Origin of the sequence: Rhodosalinus sp. K401 (assembly GCF_041365735.1) — a bacterium.
GTDB lineage: Bacteria > Pseudomonadota > Alphaproteobacteria > Rhodobacterales > Rhodobacteraceae > Rhodosalinus.
Genome location: NZ_JBGFSI010000027.1, coordinates 1 through 18,659, shown reverse-complemented (window position 1 = coordinate 18,659; position 18,659 = coordinate 1). Strand labels below are relative to the sequence as shown.

Here is an 18,659-nt window from a genome sequence, read left to right as displayed (position 1 = left end):
GCCGGGAAAGATGCCCGGTCCCGAGCTCGTGAAACCCCCGTCCTTGCGGCGGGGGTTTCGTCGTTCGAGGGGCCGGATCCGCCGTGCGGCCGATGCGCGCGCGGCGAATGTTGCTGCGAAAGCCGGTCCGATGCTGCGGCCTCAGCTCGCATCGCGCAGCCGAGCCCGGATGAAACGCCGGATCTCGCCCGCGTTGTCCGCGCTCGAAATCTGGCCGAGGATCCGCAGCGTGTCCGAATGGGACAGCACCGAAAGATCGGCGCCGGCGGGGGCGTGACGCTCGATCTGGCGAAGCTGCGCGCTGCTGGGGGCCATCGCCGCGGCCGCGGTCGCGGCGGTTGCGAGGGCGAGGGCGGCGATTGCGAAAATACGGGTCATGGGTCTTTCCTTTCGTCGTTCGGTGTTTGCCCGCTCCGGGGCTTTCAGGGGTTCCGCCGGGGCGTGTCCGCCGCCGACGCCCCGCAATCTGCGCCATCCCGGCGCGCCGGGGAAATCACGCCTCNCGCCATCCCGGCGCGCCGGGGAAATCACGCCTCCATCGCTTCCCGGGCACGGGGATTTGGGCTTGACGTGATCCCCCGGGCTCCAGCGTGCGCAACGGTATGCCGGCGCTGCCGGCAGGACCCTGTGCGGCAGGGGCCGGCGCTTTCACGAGCTGGTCACGGGGCCGGGCGGCGCGCGTGAGCCCGGGCGCGATCGCACGGCGTTCAAAGAAACGTGCTGGGCGTTTTGTTTCAGCCGGTTCGCGCCGGCGCGAGCCTCACACGGCGCCAGGCTCCCGACGGGGTGAGGGGCATGTCATCGCTGCGCCGCGCCGTCCCCCTCCGGTCGCAAGAGCCGGCCCCCTGCGGCGCCGGGCGCCGGAGCTGACGCGATACGGGCGATTCCCGCTTGCATCGCGGGGGCTGCGCGCATAGAGGATGACCCCGGCCGGAGGGGTATAGCTCAGTTGGTAGAGCGACGGTCTCCAAAACCGTAGGTCGCGGGTTCGAGCCCTGCTGCCCCTGCCATTCCTTCGGGTGGGCACACCGCCCTTGCAGGCCGCCGCCGCACCCCGTATATCCCCCGCGTCCGAGGAAAGAGGTCCGCGCGCCATGGCCAACCCGTTGCAGTTCATCCAGCAGACCCGCGCAGAGATCGCAAAGGTGGTCTGGCCGACGCGCCGCGAGGTGGTCCTGACCACGATCATGGTCTTCATCATGGCGACGCTGACGGCGATCTTCTTCGGGCTCGTGGATCTTGCGATCCGAAGCGGGCTGACGGCGCTTCTGGGCATGTTCAACTGACATGCCGGGCGTGCCGGCCATGGCGCGCCCGGCCCTTGCAACTTCGCGCCGCGAGGGGTAGGACGCACGTCAACCTCCGGAAATTGGCGTGCGGCGATTCGTGTTGCGCGCCGCTTTTGTTTTCCGGAAGGACACGGTCAGAAGGCCGGATCATACTGTGAATTCCCGGCCTTGCCGGGTCGTGACAAGGGCTGAGGCAGCATGGCGAAACGCTGGTATTCGGTGAGCGTTCTTTCCAATTTCGAGAAGAAGATCGCCGAGCAGATCAAGACAGCCGCCGCCGAGGCCGGTCTCGAGGACGAGATCGAGGAAGTGCTCGTTCCGACCGAGGAAGTGATCGAGGTGCGGCGCGGCAAGAAGGTGACGGCGGAGCGCCGCTTCATGCCGGGCTACGTGCTCGTCCGCATGGAGATGTCGGACAAGGGGTATCACCTGATCAACTCGATCAATCGCGTCACCGGCTTTCTGGGGCCGCAGGGCCGTCCGATGCCCATGCGCGACGCCGAGGTGAACGCGATCCTGAACCGCGTTCAGGAGGGCGAAGAGGCGCCGCGCACCCTCATCCACTACGAGGTGGGCGAGAAGGTGAAGGTGAACGACGGCCCGTTCGAGGATTTCGACGGCATGGTCGAGGAGGTGGACGAGTCGAACCAGCGCCTGAAGGTGATGGTGTCGATCTTCGGCCGGGAAACCCCGGTCGATCTGGAATTCACTCAGGTCACCAAACAGGGCTGAGTGCGAACCGTGGGAGGTTCGGGCGCCGCGGCGACCCGGCCGGACCACACGACGCGAAAGCCCGGCCGGCGCGCCGGTCCGGGTGTTGGAAAGGAGAGAGGGCCAGATGGCCAAGAAACTCGCAGGCAAGATGAAGCTTCAGGTGCCTGCCGGGCAGGCGAATCCGTCGCCGCCGGTCGGTCCCGCGCTGGGTCAGCGCGGCATCAACATCATGGAGTTCTGCAAGGCGTTCAACGCCAAGACGCAGGACATGGAGCAAGGTGCGCCTTGCCCCACCCTTATCACGTACTATCAGGACAAGTCCTTCACCATCGAGATCAAGACGCCGCCGGCGTCCTACTATCTCAAGAAGGCCGCGAAGGTGAAATCCGGCTCCGCGACCCCGGGTCGCGGCACCGCCGGCACGGTCAGCGCGGCCCAGGTCAAGGAAATCGCCGAGGCCAAGATGAAGGACCTCAACGCGAACACCATCGAGGACGCGATGCAGATCATCCTCGGCAGCGCCCGCTCCATGGGCATCGAGGTGAAGTGATGGCGAAGCTTGGTAAACGCACCCGCGCCGCCCGCGAGGCTCTCGCCGGCAAGGAAGATGTCGCGGTCGAGGAGGCTCTCGCGCTCGTCAAGGCGAACGCTTCGGCCAAGTTCGACGAGACGGTCGAGGTCGCGATGAACCTCGGCGTCGATCCCCGCCACGCCGACCAGATGGTGCGCGGCGTCGTCAGCCTGCCCAACGGCACGGGCAAGGAAACCCGCGTCGCGGTGTTCGCGCGCGGCGCGAAGGCGGACGAGGCCAAGGAGGCCGGCGCCGACATCGTGGGCGCGGAGGATCTGATGGAGACGATCCAGGGTGGCGCGATCGATTTCGACCGCTGCATCGCGACGCCGGACATGATGCCCGTGGTCGGCCGGCTGGGCAAGATCCTCGGCCCGCGCAACCTTATGCCGAACCCGAAGGTGGGCACGGTGACGATGGACGTGGCGCAGGCGGTCAAGGACGCCAAGGGCGGCCAGGTGCAATTCAAGGCCGAAAAGGCCGGCGTGGTTCATGCGGGCATCGGCAAGGCCTCCTTCGACGACGGCCAGCTTGCCGAGAACCTGCGCGCTTTCGTGGACGCGGTGGCCAAGGCGAAGCCGGCGGGTGCCAAGGGCACCTACATCAAGAAGATTTCCCTCAGCTCCACGATGGGGCCGGGGATCTCCGTCGATGTGGGCTCCGCCATGAGCGGGCCGGCGGCCGCAGCCGCGGAATAAGGAATTCGGCGTGCCTTCGGGCGCGCCGGGTGGCGGGGCCGGCCGGGCCCCGTCCTGTCCGAGACGGAGGGCAGGGGAAACCCGTTAAGTCCTTCCCGAGATGGGGAACGAGACGAGATTTCCGGGCGGGCAGACCCCCCTCGGGCGATCGAGGCCTCGGGACCCTGACACGGACCCGAAGGCCGTCTTCCGGGCGCTTGTCCGGGCGGCGGTGCAACAGAGCCGGAGGGGGGACCCCCTTCAAACTTGGAGTGAAACTGTGGATAGAGCCCAGAAAGAGAAAGTGGTCGAGGAACTCGGCCAGATCTTCGAAAGCTCTGGCGTCGTGGTGGTTGCCCACTACGAGGGTCTCACGGTTGCCGAGATGCAGGATCTTCGTGCCCGCGCCCGCGCGGGTCAGAGTTCCGTGCGCGTCGCCAAGAACAGGCTCGCCAAGATCGCCCTCGAGGGGAAGCCGTGCGCAGGCATCGCGGACCTTCTTACGGGCATGACCGTGCTCACCTACTCCGAAGACCCCGTGGCAGCCGCCAAGGTGGTCGAGGACTTCGCCAAGGGCAACAAGAAGCTCGAGGTCCTTGGCGGGGCGATGGGAGAGACGGTTCTGGACCGGGCCGGTGTGGAGGCCGTGTCGAAAATGCCGTCGCGCGAGGAACTCATCGCGCAGATCGTCGGCTGTATCGGCGCACCCGCTTCCAACATCGCCGGTGCGATCGGCGCGCCTGCTTCCAACATCGCGAGCATCCTTTCGACCATCGAAGAGAAGGCCGAAGCCGCGTAAGGCAACCCGAAAAACCCTTGTCGTGGCGGATGCCCGACGCTGGACACACATTGATACGGAAAGAGTCACGAAATGGCTGATCTGAAAAAACTCGCCGAAGAGATCGTTAACCTCACGCTTCTCGAGGCACAGGAACTCAAGCAAATCCTCAAGGACGAGTACGACATCGAGCCCGCCGCCGGCGGCGCGGTGATGATGGCTCCGGCCGGGGGCGGCGACGCCGGCGGTGCGGCCGAAGAGGAGCAGACCGAGTTCGACGTCATCCTGAAGTCGCCCGGCGCGTCCAAGATCAACGTGATCAAGGAAGTGCGCGCGATCACCGGTCTCGGCCTCAAGGAGGCCAAGGAGCTGGTGGAAGCCGGTGGCAAGGCCGTCAAGGAGCAGGTCTCCAAGGACGAGGCCGAGGAGATCAAGAAGAAGCTCGAAGAGGCCGGCGCCGAGATCGAGCTCAAGTAACAGGACGCCCGCTCCGCATGGGGCGCGCATCTCTGAAGGCTGGGCCCGGGAAACCGGGCCCGGCCGAACCTGTCTCGGCAAGGCCCGGTCCGCGGGCCTTTCCAAGGCGAGGTTCAGGCGATCGGGAGGCCCCGCGGTGGGACGGGGGCCGGGAATGGATCGCGATCACGCCGTCTCGGTTGGGCGCGGGCCTGTGGCCCCGGCAGCGAACGCGCCCGGTGAGAAACGAAAGGTGGCACGGCTCATGGCTCAATCCTTCCTCGGCCAGAAACGACTGCGCAAGTACTATGGCAAGATCCGCGAAGTGCTGGAGATGCCGAACCTCATCGAGGTTCAGAAGAGTTCCTACGACCTGTTCCTGAACTCCGGCGACGGACCGTCGCCACAGGAGGGCGAAGGCCTGATGGGCGTCTTCCAGTCGGTCTTCCCGATCAAGGACTTCAACGAGACGGCGGTGCTGGAATTCGTCAGCTACGATCTCGAGCGGCCGAAATACGACGTGGAGGAATGCCAGCAGCGCGACATGACCTATGCCGCGCCGCTCAAGGTCACGCTGCGCCTGATCGTGTTCGACATGGACGAGGACACCGGCGCGAAGTCGGTGAAGGACATCAAGGAGCAGGACGTGTTCATGGGCGACATGCCGCTCATGACCCATAACGGCACCTTCGTCGTCAACGGCACCGAGCGGGTCATCGTGTCCCAGATGCACCGCAGCCCCGGCGTGTTCTTCGACCACGACAAGGGCAAGACGCATTCCTCCGGCAAGCTTCTCTTCGCCTGCCGCATCATTCCCTACCGCGGCTCCTGGCTGGATTTCGAGTTCGACGCCAAGGACATCGTCTACGCCCGCATCGACCGTCGCCGGAAACTGCCGGTGACGACCCTGCTCTATGCCCTCGGCATGGATCAGGAGGCCATCATGAAGGCCTATTACGACACGGTCAGCTACACGCTGCGCAAGGGCGAGGGCTGGGAGACGAAGTTCTTCCCCGAGCGCGTGCGCGGCACGCGGCCCTCGCATGATCTCGTGGATGCCGCGACCGGCGAGGTGATCGCCGAGGCCGGCAAGAAGGTCACGCCGCGGGCGGTCAAGCAGCTCATCGACGAGGGCAAGGTCACCGATCTGCTCGTGCCGTTCGAGCAGATCCTGGGCAAGTTCGTGGCCGAGGACATCATCGACGAGGAAACCGGCGCCATCCACGTCGAGGCGGGCGACGAGCTCACCTGGGAGACGGACAAGGACGGCACCGTCACGGGCGGCACGCTGAAGACGCTTCTGGACGCGGGTATCACCGAGATCCCGGTTCTCGACATCGATGGCGTGAACGTGGGGCCCTACATCCGCAACACCATGGCGATGGACAAGAACATGAACCGCGATACCGCGCTCATGGACATCTATCGCGTCATGCGCCCGGGAGAGCCGCCCACGGTCGAGGCCGCGAGCGCGCTTTTCGATACGCTGTTCTTCGACGCGGAGCGTTACGACCTCTCGGCCGTCGGGCGCGTGAAGATGAACATGCGTCTCGATCTCGAAAAGCCGGACACCCAGCGCACGCTCGACCGCGAAGACATCGTGGCCTGCGTGAAGGCGCTGATGGAACTGCGCGACGGCAAGGGCGAGATCGACGACATCGACCACCTCGGCAACCGCCGGGTGCGCTCGGTCGGCGAGCTGATGGAGAACCAGTACCGCGTCGGTCTTCTGCGCATGGAGCGCGCGATCAAGGAGCGCATGTCCTCGGTCGAGATCGACACGGTCATGCCGCAGGACCTGATCAACGCGAAACCCGCCGCGGCCGCGGTGCGCGAATTCTTCGGCTCCTCGCAGCTCTCCCAGTTCATGGACCAGACCAACCCGCTTTCCGAGGTGACGCACAAGCGCCGCCTCTCGGCGCTCGGGCCCGGCGGCCTCACGCGTGAGCGCGCGGGCTTCGAGGTGCGCGACGTGCATCCCACGCATTACGGCCGGATGTGCCCGATCGAGACGCCGGAAGGCCCGAACATCGGCCTCATCAACTCGCTGGCGACCTTCGCGCGGGTGAACAAGTACGGCTTCATCGAGACGCCCTACCGCAAGGTGCACGAGGGCCAGGTCTCCGAGGATGTGGTCTACATGTCCGCCACCGAGGAGATGCGCCACACCATCGCGCAGGCCAACGCGAAGCTGGACGAGGGCGGCCGGTTCGTGAACGACCTGGTGTCCACGCGGCAGGCGGGCGACTACACGCTCGCGCCGAACGAGAGCGTGGATCTCATCGACGTGTCGCCCAAGCAGCTCGTCTCGGTCGCGGCCTCGCTGATCCCGTTCCTCGAGAACGACGACGCCAACCGCGCGCTTATGGGCTCGAACATGCAGCGTCAGGCCCTGCCGCTTCTGCAGGCCGAGGCGCCGCTGGTGGGCACCGGAATCGAGGAGATCGTGGCGCGCGACTCGGGCGCCTCGATCATGGCGCGCCGGTCCGGGATTATCGACCAGGTGGACGCGGAGCGGATCGTGGTCCGCGCCACGGACGACCTCGAGCCCGGCGACCCGGGCGTCGACATCTACCGGATGCGCAAGTTCCAGCGTTCGAACCAGAACAGCTGCATCAACCAGCGTCCGCTGGTGAAGGTGGGTGACCGGGTCACGAAGAACGAGGTGATCGCCGACGGCCCGTCCACCGACATGGGCGAACTCGCGCTCGGGAAGAACGTGGTCGTCGCCTTCATGCCCTGGAACGGCTACAACTACGAGGATTCGATCCTGATCTCCGAGCGCATCGCGCGCGACGACGTGTTCACCTCGATCCACATCGAGGAGTTCGAGGTCGCCGCCCGCGACACCAAGCTCGGCCCCGAGGAGATCACCCGCGACATCCCCAACGTGGGCGAGGAGGCGCTGCGCAACCTCGACGAGGCGGGCATCGTCTACATCGGCGCCGACGTGGAACCGGGCGACATCCTCGTGGGCAAGATCACGCCCAAGGGTGAAAGCCCGATGACGCCGGAGGAGAAGCTCCTGCGCGCGATCTTCGGCGAAAAGGCGTCGGACGTGCGCGACACCTCGCTGCGGGTGAAGCCGGGCGACTACGGCACCGTGGTGGAGGTGCGCGTCTTCAACCGTCACGGCGTGGAGAAGGACGAGCGCGCGCTCCAGATCGAGCGCGAGGAGATCGAGAGCCTCGCCCGCGACCGGGACGACGAGCTCGCGATCCTCGACCGCAACATCTACGCGCGTCTGAAGTCGATGATCCTCGGCAAGACGGCCGTGAAGGGTCCGAAAGGCGTGAAGGCCAACTCCGAGATCACCGAGGAGCTGCTCGAGGGCCTGTCGCGCGGGCAGTGGTGGCAACTCGCCCTCAAGGACGAGGAGGACGCCAAGATCGTCGAGGCGCTGCATGAGCAGTACGAGGCGCAGAAGCGCCAGCTCGACGCGCGCTTCGAGGACAAGGTCGAGAAGGTCCGCCGCGGCGACGACCTGCCGCCGGGCGTGATGAAGATGGTCAAGGTCTTCGTCGCGGTGAAGCGCAAGCTGCAGCCCGGCGACAAGATGGCCGGCCGCCACGGCAACAAGGGCGTCATCTCGAAGGTGGTCCCGATGGAGGACATGCCGTTCCTCGAGGACGGCACGCCGGTGGATGTCGTGCTCAACCCGCTCGGCGTTCCCAGCCGGATGAACGTGGGCCAGATCCTCGAGACGCACATGGGATGGGCCGCGCGCGGCCTCGGGCTCAGGATCGACGACGCGCTTCAGGACTACCGCCGCACCGGCGACCTGACGCCGGTGCGCGAGGCTCTGCGCCTGGCCTATGGCGACGACGTCTACGAGGAGGGTATCGCCGGGATGGACGAGGAGCGCGTCGTCGAGGCGGCCTCGACCGTCACCCGCGGCGTGCCGATCGCGACGCCCGTCTTCGACGGCGCCAAGGAACCCGACGTGAACGACGCGCTCGTGCGGGCGGGCTTCAGCGAAAGCGGCCAGTCCGTCCTCTTCGACGGGCGCACCGGCGAGCAGTTCGCGCGGCCGGTGACGGTGGGGGTCAAGTACCTGCTCAAGCTGCACCATCTCGTGGACGACAAGATCCACGCGCGCTCGACCGGGCCCTACAGCCTCGTGACCCAGCAGCCGCTGGGCGGCAAGGCGCAGTTCGGCGGCCAGCGTTTCGGCGAGATGGAGGTCTGGGCGCTGGAAGCCTACGGCGCGGCCTACACCCTGCAGGAGATGCTGACGGTGAAGTCCGACGACGTGGCAGGCCGCACGAAGGTCTACGAGTCGATCGTCAAGGGCGAGGACAACTTCGAGGCCGGTGTGCCGGAATCCTTCAACGTGCTGGTGAAGGAGGTCCGGGGTCTCGGGCTCAACATGGAACTCCTGGACGCGGAGGAAGACGAGGAATGACGGCCCGAAGCGCCTTGGAAGGCGCTTGGAAAGGCGCTTCGAAGCGCCTTTCCGCCCGCTCCAACTTCCCCGCAGGATTTGAGGTCACGACATGAACCAGGAACTGACGAACAACCCGTTCAACCCGCTCACCCCGACCAAGGTCTTCGACGAGATCCGCGTCTCGCTGGCGAGCCCGGAGCGGATCCTCTCGTGGTCCTACGGCGAGATCAAGAAGCCCGAGACCATCAACTACCGCACCTTCAAGCCCGAGCGGGACGGCCTGTTCTGCGCGCGCATCTTCGGCCCGATCAAGGATTACGAGTGCCTCTGCGGCAAGTACAAGCGCATGAAGTACCGCGGCGTCGTCTGCGAGAAATGCGGCGTCGAGGTCACCTTGCAGAAGGTTCGGCGCGAGCGCATGGGCCACATCGAACTGGCCGCGCCCGTCGCGCATATCTGGTTCCTGAAGTCGCTGCCCTCGCGCATCGGCCTGATGCTCGACATGACGCTCCGTGACCTGGAGCGGATCCTCTACTTCGAGAACTACGTCGTCACGGAGCCGGGCCTCACCGATCTCTCCTACGGTCAGCTCATGACCGAGGAAGAGTTCATGGACGCGCAGGACCAGTACGGCATGGACGCCTTCACCGCCAATATCGGCGCCGAGGCGATCCGCGAGATGCTGGCCGCGATCGACCTCGAATCCGAGGCCGAGCACCTGCGCGCCGACCTGGCCGAGGCCACGGGCGAGCTCAAGCCCAAGAAGATCATCAAGCGTCTCAAGGTCGTCGAGAGCTTCCTCGAGTCGGGCAACCGTCCCGAATGGATGGTGATGACGGTCATCCCGGTCATCCCGCCGGAGCTGCGCCCGCTCGTGCCGCTCGATGGCGGCCGGTTCGCCACGTCGGACCTCAACGATCTCTATCGCCGGGTCATCAACCGCAACAACCGCCTGAAGCGGCTGATCGAGCTGCGCGCGCCCGACATCATCGTGCGCAACGAAAAGCGCATGCTCCAGGAATCCGTGGACGCGCTTTTCGACAACGGCCGCCGCGGCCGTGTCATCACCGGCGCGAACAAGCGGCCGCTGAAGTCGCTCTCGGACATGCTGAAGGGCAAGCAGGGCCGCTTCCGTCAGAACCTGCTGGGCAAGCGGGTCGACTTCTCCGGCCGCTCGGTCATCGTGACCGGCCCGGAGCTCAAGCTGCACCAGTGCGGGCTGCCCAAGAAGATGGCGCTCGAGCTTTTCAAGCCGTTCATCTACTCGCGGCTGGAGGCGAAGGGCCTGAGTTCGACCGTGAAGCAGGCCAAGAAGCTCGTCGAGAAGGCGCGGCCGGAGGTCTGGGACATCCTCGACGAGGTCATCCGGGAACATCCTGTCCTCCTCAACCGTGCGCCGACACTGCACCGCCTCGGCATCCAGGCTTTCGAGCCCGTGCTGATCGAGGGCAAGGCGATCCAGCTTCACCCGCTGGTCTGCGCGGCCTTCAACGCCGATTTCGACGGCGACCAGATGGCCGTGCACGTGCCGTTGTCGCTCGAGGCGCAACTCGAGGCGCGCGTGCTCATGATGAGCACCAACAACGTGCTGTCGCCTGCGAACGGCGCGCCGATCATCGTGCCCTCGCAGGACATGATCCTGGGCCTCTACTACATCACGCTGGAGCGTGAGGGCATGAAGGGCGAGGGCATGGTCTTCGCCCACCCCGACGAGGTGCAGTTCGCGCTCGATACCGGCTCGGTCCACATGCACGCCAAGATCAAGTGCCGGATCAAGCAGATCGACGAGGAAGGCAGCGAGGTCTGGCAGCTTCACGACACGACCCCTGGTCGCGTCCGCCTCGGCCAGCTGATGCCGCTCAACGCGAAGGCGCCCTTCGAGCTCGTGAACCGGCTGCTCCGCAAGAAGGAGGTGCAGCAGGTCATCGACACCGTCTACCGCTACTGCGGCCAGAAGGAGTCAGTCATCTTCTGCGACCAGATCATGACGCTCGGCTTCCGCGAGGCGTTCCGCGCGGGGATTTCGTTCGGCAAGGACGACATGGTCATCCCCGAGCAGAAGTGGTCCATCGTCGAGGACACGCGCGAGCAGGTGAAGGACTTCGAACAGCAGTACATGGACGGCCTGATCACCCAGGGCGAGAAGTACAACAAGGTCGTGGACGCCTGGTCGAAGTGCAACGACCGCGTGACCGAGGCGATGATGTCCGCGATCTCGGCCAACCAGCGAGACGAGAACGGTGCCGAGGTCGAGCCCAACAGCGTCTACATGATGGCGCATTCGGGCGCGCGGGGCTCGGTCACGCAGATGAAGCAGCTCGGCGGCATGCGCGGCCTGATGGCCAAGCCGAACGGCGACATCATCGAGACACCGATCATTTCGAACTTCAAGGAAGGCCTCACCGTTCTGGAGTACTTCAACTCCACCCACGGCGCGCGGAAGGGCCTCAGCGACACCGCGCTCAAGACGGCGAACTCGGGTTACCTGACCCGCCGTCTCGTGGACGTCGCGCAGGACTGCATCGTCCGGATGACGGATTGCGGCACGGATCTGTCGATCCTCGCGGAGCCGGCGGTGAACGACGGCGAGGTGGTCGCCTCGCTCGGCGAGCGCGTCCTCGGCCGGGTGGCCGCGGCGGACATCGTCGTGCCCGGCGGCGAAGAGGTCATCACCCGCGCGGGCGAACTCATCGACGAGCGGCAGGCGGACCGGATCGACGAAGAGGGCGTGGCCAGCGCGCGCATCCGCAGCCCGCTGACCTGCGAGGCCGAAGAGGGCGTCTGCGCCATGTGCTACGGCCGCGACCTCGCGCGCGGTACGATGGTCAACGCCGGCGAGGCGGTGGGCATCATCGCGGCGCAGTCGATCGGCGAGCCGGGCACGCAGCTGACGATGCGGACCTTCCACATCGGCGGCGTGGCGACCGGCGGCCAGCAGTCCTTCCAGGAGGCGAGCCAGGCCGGCACCATCGCCTTCGAGAACGCCTCCACGCTGGAGAACGCCTCGGAGGAAATCCTCGTGATGGGCCGCAACATGAAGCTGCTGATCCGCGACGAGCAGGGCGAGGAGCGGGCGAGCTTCAAGCTGGGCTACGGCACGAAGCTCTTCGTCGAGGAAGGCCAGAAGGTGGAGCGGGGCGCGAAGCTCTTCGAGTGGGATCCCTACACCCTGCCGATCATTGCCGAGAAGGACGGTATCGCCAAGCACCACGACCTCGTGAACGGCATCGCCGTGCGCGAGGAGACGGACGAGGCCACCGGCATGACCCAGAAGATCGTCACCGACTGGCGCGCCGCTCCCAAGGGCAACGACCTCAAGCCCGAGATCATCCTCGTGGACGAGGCCGGCGAGCCCGTGCGCAACGACCAGGGCAACCCGGTCACCTACCCGATGTCGGTGGATGCGATCCTGTCCTGCGAGGACGGCCAGAAGATCCAGGCCGGCGACGTGGTCGCGCGGATCCCCCGCGAGGGCGCGAAGACGAAGGACATCACCGGCGGTCTGCCGCGCGTGGCCGAACTCTTCGAGGCGCGGCGGCCCAAGGATCACGCCATCATCGCCGAGATCGACGGCTATGTCCGGTTCGGGCGCGACTACAAGAACAAGCGCCGGATCACCATCGAGCCCGCGGACGAGAATCTCGAACCCGTGGAATACATGGTTCCCAAGGGCAAGCACGTCCCGGTGCAGGAGGGCGACTTCATCCAGAAGGGCGATTACATCATGGACGGCAATCCCGCGCCGCATGACATCCTCGCCATTCTCGGGGTGGAGGCGCTGGCCAACTACATGGTGGACGAGGTGCAGGACGTCTATCGCCTGCAGGGCGTGAAGATCAACGACAAGCACATCGAGGTGATCGTCCGCCAGATGCTGCAGAAATGGGAGATCCTCGATTCCGGCGAGACCACGCTTCTCAAGGGAGAGCACGTCGACAAGGCCGAGTTCGAGGCCGCGAACGAGAAGGCGATCAGGAAGGGAGGGCGCCCGGCCCAGGGCGAGCCGATCCTCCTGGGGATCACCAAGGCGTCGCTGCAGACGCGCAGCTTCATCTCTGCCGCTTCCTTCCAGGAGACGACACGGGTCCTGACCGAGGCATCGGTGCAGGGCAAGCGCGACAAGCTCGTGGGGCTCAAGGAGAATGTCATCGTCGGGCGCCTGATCCCGGCGGGTACCGGCGGGGCCACGCAGCGCGTGCGCAGGGTCGCGCAGGAGCGCGACAACATCGTGATCGAGGCGCGCCGGGAAGAGGCGGAAGCCGCCGCGGCGCTGGCCGCGCCGGCCGAGGACGTCTTCGGCGACGAGACCGGCAGCGACGCGTCGGAGACGCCCGAGAGCCGCGAGGAGTGATTGCGTCCGGCCAAGACCGGGCGCCGCATCGAGCACAGCAAGAAGGCCCCCGCCCCGGCGGGGGCCTTTTTCGTTCTTCCGGATCTTCGACCTTGCCGCAGCCGGTCGCCGCGCAATCCCCGCGGCGCTTGCCGGGGGCGTTTCCGGGGGCCTCGGGGCGGCGATGGCGAGGTGGCCGGCCTTCGGGTGCGGGACGATGGCGAGGTCTCGACGGCCCGGCCGCGCGGCGCTACCGCTGTTCCGATGCGTCCGGAAACAGCGGGAGTGCCGCCGGCCATGCCAGTGCTTACCGACAACGCGCGCGGCGCGCTTCTGATGATGGCTTCGATGGCCTCGTTCACCATCAACGACACGTTCGTGAAGGTGGTGGGCGACGAACTGCCGCTCATGCAGATCCTGTTCCTGCGGGGGCTCGCGACGACGACCCTGATCGGCCTGCTGGCCTGGCGCTTGAGGCGGATCGAGCTGCGGCTTTCCGGTCGCGACGGGGCGCTCGTCTTGCTGCGTACCGGCTGCGAGGTGGGGGCGGCCTATTTCTTCCTGACCGCGCTCATCAACATGCCGCTCGCCAACGTCACGGCGATCCTGCAGGTGCTGCCCCTGACCGTCGCTCTCGGGGGGGCGCTGGTCTTCGGGGAGCGTATCGGCTGGCGGCGGCTCACCGCCATTCTCGTGGGCTTCGCTGGCATGCTGCTCATCGTCCGGCCGGGGCCGGAGGGGTTCAACCTTTACGCCGGCTACGCGCTGGTCGCGGTGGCGATGGTCACGGTGCGGGATCTGGCCACGCGGCGGATGTCCTCGGCGGTGCCCTCGCTGACGGTGACCCTTGCCGCCGCCGCCGGCGTGACCCTTTTCGCCGCGCTCGCGGGGCTGGGTCAGGGCTGGACCGCGGTGACAGGGCGGCAGGCCGGCCTGATCGGTGCCTCGGCGGTCTTCATCATGGGGGGCTATCTTTGCAGCGTGCTCGTGATGCGGGTGGGCGAGGTGGCCGTCGTCGCGCCCTTCCGCTACACCGGGCTGCTCTGGGCGCTGGTGCTGGGCTGGGCCGTCTTCGGCGACTGGCCGGCGCCGCTGACGCTGCTCGGCGCGGCGATCATCGCGGCGACAGGCATCTACACGATGCTCCGCGAGGCGCGCCTGGCGCGGCGGGCCCGCCCCGTCGTTCCGCCTAGCCGCTAGCGCCGTGCTCCCCGGCGAAGGCCCGCCGGATGGCATCCGCGTCGAGGGCGAAGCGCGCGCGGAACGTCTCTTCCTCGGCAGCCGAAAGGGGGCGCAGATCCGCGGGCCAGGGCACGCCCGCGCGCGAGTCGTTGAAGCGGCCGAGGCCTCGCACGAACATCGCCGGCTCGGGAAAGCAGATCGCCGGCATGAAGCGATGGATGCGGTGGTGGGCGAAGTTCATGATCGTCCGCGTATCGCCGCCGCGCACCGACATTCCGAGCGCCGCGGTGTAATAGGGCCTGAAGAGCGCTGCGGCGCGGATGCCCCCGGGGCCGAACGCCGCGTGGTAGCCGCTCGCGAAGTCGATGGCGACCGAACGGTGCGCCGCGAGCAGGTCCCGGCATTCGGCCGCGGCCGATTTGAGCTTCTCCACGAAATCGACGGCGACGGCATCGTCGTCGTCGAAGCGAAACTGCAGACAGGGCCGGTCCGGCTGCCGCCGCGCCGCCTGCAGCAGATCCTTCATCGCCGCGCGGTGGCGCCGGGGCGGCTCGAGCCGGAGCTGCGCCTGCGGCAGGTCCTTCAGCGCCGCGCGCAGGCGCGCGAGATGGGGCGCGGGCAGGCTGTCGCCCGCGACGACCACGAGATCGAAGGCCGGATCGGTCTGGGCGCGCAGCGACGGCAGCGCCACGGTTTCGAAGAGGCGGAAACGCTCTTCCATCCGGTCCGGCGCGTAGAGATAGTCGAGCCGTGCGCGCAAGTTGTCGTGCTCGACCTGGAAGCCGCCGATCGCGGGGTAGGAAAAGCGGCAGAGCCCGATCGCCTGCATGTCGGTATCGCGTCCCTTCGCCGCCCGGGTCCGTTTCAGTGCGCCAGAGTGGCAGCGCCCGGGCGCGGGGACAAGCGGCGGCGGGGTGCTGTTGACAACCCCCGCGACTCCCCGTATACGCCCGGCATCTCGGCACAGGGGTATTCCCCGCCGCCGGCATCAGGACTCATGTGGCCACGATCCGGGCGCGTTCGCCCCGATCCTCTGGAAACCCACCGCGTCGGCCCCGGCAGAGGGGGCTGAATGCGGTTTTTGCGTTTTGAGCGGGCGAGGCGCGCGCCGGACACGGAACTCGCGCGGGGACGCCCGCGCATTGATGAAGACACGGAGACGGGGAAAAGACCCATATGCCTACGATCCAGCAGCTGATCCGCAAGCCGCGGCAGCCCAAAGTGAAGCGCTCCAAGTCGATGCACCTGGAGCAGTGCCCGCAGAAGCGGGGGGTTTGCACGCGCGTCTACACCACCACGCCGAAGAAGCCGAACTCGGCGATGCGGAAGGTGGCGAAGGTGCGCCTGACGAACGGCTACGAGGTGATCAGCTACATCCCGGGCGAGAGCCACAACCTGCAGGAGCACTCGGTGGTCCTGATCCGTGGCGGCCGTGTCAAGGACCTTCCCGGTGTGCGCTACCACATCCTGCGCGGCGTGCTCGACACGCAAGGCGTCAAGGACCGCAAGCAGCGCCGTTCGAAATACGGCGCGAAGCGCCCGAAGTAAGAGGATTAAAGGATGTCCCGTCGTCACAGAGCGGAAAAGCGCGAAATCCTTCCCGACGCCAAGTATGGCGACCGGGTTCTGACGAAGTTCATGAACAACCTGATGATCGACGGCAAGAAGTCGGTCGCGGAACGGATCGTCTACAACGCGCTGGACCGTGTCGAGAACAAGGTGAAGCGCGCGCCGGTGGAAATCTTCCACGAGGCGATCGAGAACATCAAGCCGTCGGTCGAGGTGCGCTCGCGCCGCGTGGGCGGTGCGACCTATCAGGTGCCGGTCGAGGTGCGCCCCGAGCGCCGCGAGGCGCTGGCGCTGCGCTGGCTGATCGACGCCTGCCGCAAGCGCAACGAGCACACGATGGAAGAGCGTCTCGCCAGCGAGCTGCTCGACGCCGTGAATTCCCGCGGCACCGCGGTGAAGAAGCGCGAAGACACCCACAAGATGGCGGAGGCCAACAAGGCCTTCAGCCATTACCGCTGGTAACCCCTGTCGCAGAGGCTCCATTCCATGGCACGCGAATACTCCCTCGACCGCTACCGCAACTTCGGCATCATGGCGCACATCGATGCCGGCAAGACCACGACGACGGAGCGGATTCTCTACTACACCGGCAAGTCCCACAAGATCGGCGAGGTGCATGACGGCGCCGCGACGATGGACTGGATGGAGCAGGAGCAGGAGCGCGGGATCACCATCACCTCGGCGGCGACGACCACCTTCTGGTTCCGCACCGAGGACGGCAAGAACCCGACCGGCATCTACGGCGACACGCCCAAGGAAGCGTCGTTCCGCTTCAACATCATCGACACGCCCGGACACGTGGACTTCACCATCGAGGTGGAGCGCTCGCTCGCCGTGCTCGACGGCGCGGTGGCCGTGCTCGACGCCAATGCCGGGGTGGAGCCGCAGACCGAGACGGTCTGGCGCCAGGCCGATCGCTACAAGGTGCCGCGCATCGTGTTCGTCAACAAGATGGACAAGATCGGCGCCGACTTCTTCAACTGCGTGCACATGATCAAGGACCGCACGGGCGCCCTGCCCGCGCCGATCCAGATGCCGATCGGGGCCGAGGACAAGCTCGAGGGCATCGTCGATCTGGTCACCATGAAGGAATGGGTCTGGAAGGGCGAGGATCTCGGCGCCAGCTGGGTCATCCAGGACATCCGCGACGATCTCAAGGACAAGGCCGAGGAGATGCGCGCCGAACTCGTCGAGATCGCCGTGGAGCAGGACGACGACGCGATGGAGAAGTATCTCGAGGGCGAGGAGCCGGATCTTCCGACCCTGCGCAGCCTCATCCGCAAGGGCACGCTCAACATGTCCTTCGTGCCGGTGCTCGCGGGCTCCGCCTTCAAGAACAAGGGCGTCCAGCCGTTGCTCAACGCGGTGATCGACTACCTGCCCGGCCCGCTCGACGTGCCGCCCTACATGGGCTTCGCCCCGGACGACGAGACCGAGACCCGCAACATGGAGCGCCGCCCGGGCGACGACCAGCCCTTCGCCGGGCTCGCGTTCAAGATCATGAACGACCCGTTCGTGGGCTCGCTGACCTTCACCCGCATCTACTCGGGCCTGCTCGAGAAGGGCGGCAGCGTGCTGAACTCCACCAAGGGCCGTCGCGAGCGCATCGGGCGCATGATGATGATGCACTCGAACTCCCGCGAGGAGATCGACTGGGCGGGGTCGGGCGACATCATCGCGCTGGCCGGCCTGAAGGAGACCACGACCGGCGACACGCTCTGCGATGCATCGAAGCCCGTCGTGCTGGAGACGATGACCTTCCCCGATCCGGTGATCGAGATCGCGGTCGAGCCCAAGACCAAGGCCGACCAGGAGAAGATGTCGGCCGGCCTGCAGCGCCTCGCGGCAGAGGACCCGTCCTTCCGCGTGGAGACCGATCTGGAATCGGGCCAGACGATCATGAAGGGCATGGGCGAGCTTCACCTCGACATCCTGGTCGACCGGCTGAAGCGCGAATTCAAGGTCGAGGCCAATATCGGTGCGCCGCAGGTGGCCTACCGCGAGACGATCAGCCAGAAGATCGAGCACACCTACACGCACAAGAAGCAGACCGGTGGCTCGGGTCAGTTCGCCGAGGTGAAGCTGGAGATCACGCCGACCGAGGCCGGCGAGGGCTACAGCTTCGAGTCGCGGATCGTCGGCGGCACGGTGCCGAAGGAATACATCCCCGGCGTCGAGAAGGGCATCCAGTCGGTGATGGACTCCGGTCCGCTCGCCGGCTTCCCGGTGATCGACTTCAAGGTCGCGCTGGTGGACGGCAAGTTCCACGACGTGGACTCGAGCGTTCTCGCCTTCGAGATCGCCTCGCGGATGTGCATGCGCGAGGGCCTGCGCAAGGCCGGTGCGAAACTGCTCGAGCCGATCATGAGGGTCGAGGTGGTGACGCCGGAAGAGTACACCGGCAACATCATCGGTGACCTCACCTCGCGGCGTGGCCAGGTGCAGGGCCAGGCGCCCCGCGGCAATGCCATCGTGATCGACTCCTTCGTGCCGCTGGCGAACATGTTCGGCTACATCAACAACCTGCGCTCGATGTCCTCGGGCCGGGCACAGTTCACGATGCAGTTCGACCACTACGAGCCGGTGCCGCAGAACATCTCCGACGAGATCCAGTCGAAATACGCTTAACCCAATGATCCGCGGGCGCGCCCCGGTTGCGCCCGCGTCGAAAGGAACAGGAGGCCGAGATGGCAAAAGAGAAGTTTG

Annotated in this window: 14 protein-coding genes and 1 tRNA gene; 13 read left to right on the top strand and 2 right to left on the bottom strand. The window is 66.5% G+C overall.

The window, feature by feature from the left end; genetic code table 11:
- Positions 1-141 precede the first annotated feature (141 nt).
- Positions 142-378 (bottom strand): hypothetical protein, encoded by a 237-nt coding sequence (locus AB6A66_RS16970; protein ID WP_371056815.1) that lies wholly within the window; start codon positions 376-378, stop codon positions 142-144.
- Positions 379-934: 556 nt separating this feature from the next.
- Between AB6A66_RS16970 and AB6A66_RS16965 the strand changes: the two genes are divergently transcribed.
- From AB6A66_RS16965 to AB6A66_RS16920, 10 genes are all read left to right on the top strand, one after another.
- Positions 935-1,010, top strand: a tRNA-Trp gene (locus tag AB6A66_RS16965).
- 84 nt (positions 1,011-1,094) lie between these two features.
- A complete protein-coding gene (gene secE, locus AB6A66_RS16960) occupies positions 1,095-1,286 on the top strand; it encodes a preprotein translocase subunit SecE (RefSeq protein WP_371039389.1) in 192 nt (63 codons plus the stop codon).
- A gap of 201 nt (positions 1,287-1,487) precedes the next feature.
- Entirely contained in the window at positions 1,488-2,021 is a 534-nt protein-coding gene (gene nusG / locus AB6A66_RS16955) for a transcription termination/antitermination protein NusG (RefSeq protein ID WP_371039388.1), read from the top strand.
- A gap of 106 nt (positions 2,022-2,127) precedes the next feature.
- The gene (gene rplK, locus AB6A66_RS16950; protein ID WP_371056814.1) at positions 2,128-2,553 is read left to right on the top strand and encodes a 50S ribosomal protein L11; all 426 of its coding nucleotides are present in this window, start codon (positions 2,128-2,130) and stop codon (positions 2,551-2,553) included.
- Positions 2,553-3,272, top strand: coding sequence for a 50S ribosomal protein L1 (rplA, locus tag AB6A66_RS16945; protein ID WP_371039386.1), 720 nt, complete (start codon positions 2,553-2,555; stop codon positions 3,270-3,272). The genes rplK and rplA overlap by 1 nt, the downstream gene beginning before the upstream one ends.
- A gap of 259 nt (positions 3,273-3,531) precedes the next feature.
- Complete coding sequence (rplJ, locus tag AB6A66_RS16940; protein ID WP_371039385.1) at positions 3,532-4,050, top strand: 50S ribosomal protein L10; 519 nt, start codon at positions 3,532-3,534, stop codon at positions 4,048-4,050.
- A gap of 72 nt (positions 4,051-4,122) precedes the next feature.
- Positions 4,123-4,506: a 50S ribosomal protein L7/L12 gene (gene rplL, locus AB6A66_RS16935; protein ID WP_371039384.1), complete on the top strand. Its 384-nt coding sequence runs from the start codon at positions 4,123-4,125 to the stop codon at positions 4,504-4,506.
- A gap of 244 nt (positions 4,507-4,750) precedes the next feature.
- Positions 4,751-8,890, top strand: coding sequence for a DNA-directed RNA polymerase subunit beta (gene rpoB, locus AB6A66_RS16930; RefSeq protein ID WP_371056813.1), 4,140 nt, complete (start codon positions 4,751-4,753; stop codon positions 8,888-8,890).
- 91 nt (positions 8,891-8,981) lie between these two features.
- The gene (gene rpoC / locus AB6A66_RS16925) at positions 8,982-13,223 is read left to right on the top strand and encodes a DNA-directed RNA polymerase subunit beta' (RefSeq protein ID WP_371056812.1); all 4,242 of its coding nucleotides are present in this window, start codon (positions 8,982-8,984) and stop codon (positions 13,221-13,223) included.
- Between the two features lie 276 nt (positions 13,224-13,499).
- Entirely contained in the window at positions 13,500-14,402 is a 903-nt protein-coding gene (locus tag AB6A66_RS16920) for a DMT family transporter (protein WP_371056811.1), read from the top strand.
- On the opposite strand, the gene AB6A66_RS16915 is transcribed toward AB6A66_RS16920, so the two are convergent.
- Positions 14,392-15,213: a glycosyltransferase gene (locus AB6A66_RS16915; RefSeq protein ID WP_371056810.1), complete on the bottom strand. Its 822-nt coding sequence runs from the start codon at positions 15,211-15,213 to the stop codon at positions 14,392-14,394. The genes AB6A66_RS16920 and AB6A66_RS16915 overlap by 11 nt on opposite strands.
- A 347-nt stretch (positions 15,214-15,560) precedes the next feature.
- Between AB6A66_RS16915 and rpsL the strand changes: the two genes are divergently transcribed.
- From rpsL to fusA, 3 genes are read left to right on the top strand one after another with little or no spacing between them, the layout of a single operon-like run.
- Positions 15,561-15,932: a 30S ribosomal protein S12 gene (rpsL, locus tag AB6A66_RS16910; RefSeq protein ID WP_005980675.1), complete on the top strand. Its 372-nt coding sequence runs from the start codon at positions 15,561-15,563 to the stop codon at positions 15,930-15,932.
- Between the two features lie 12 nt (positions 15,933-15,944).
- On the top strand, positions 15,945-16,415 hold the full coding sequence (rpsG, locus tag AB6A66_RS16905; protein ID WP_371039379.1) for a 30S ribosomal protein S7: 471 nt from the start codon (positions 15,945-15,947) through the stop codon (positions 16,413-16,415).
- 24 nt (positions 16,416-16,439) lie between these two features.
- Entirely contained in the window at positions 16,440-18,581 is a 2,142-nt protein-coding gene (gene fusA, locus AB6A66_RS16900; RefSeq protein ID WP_371056809.1) for an elongation factor G, read from the top strand.
- The last annotated feature ends 78 nt before the right edge of the window (positions 18,582-18,659 follow it).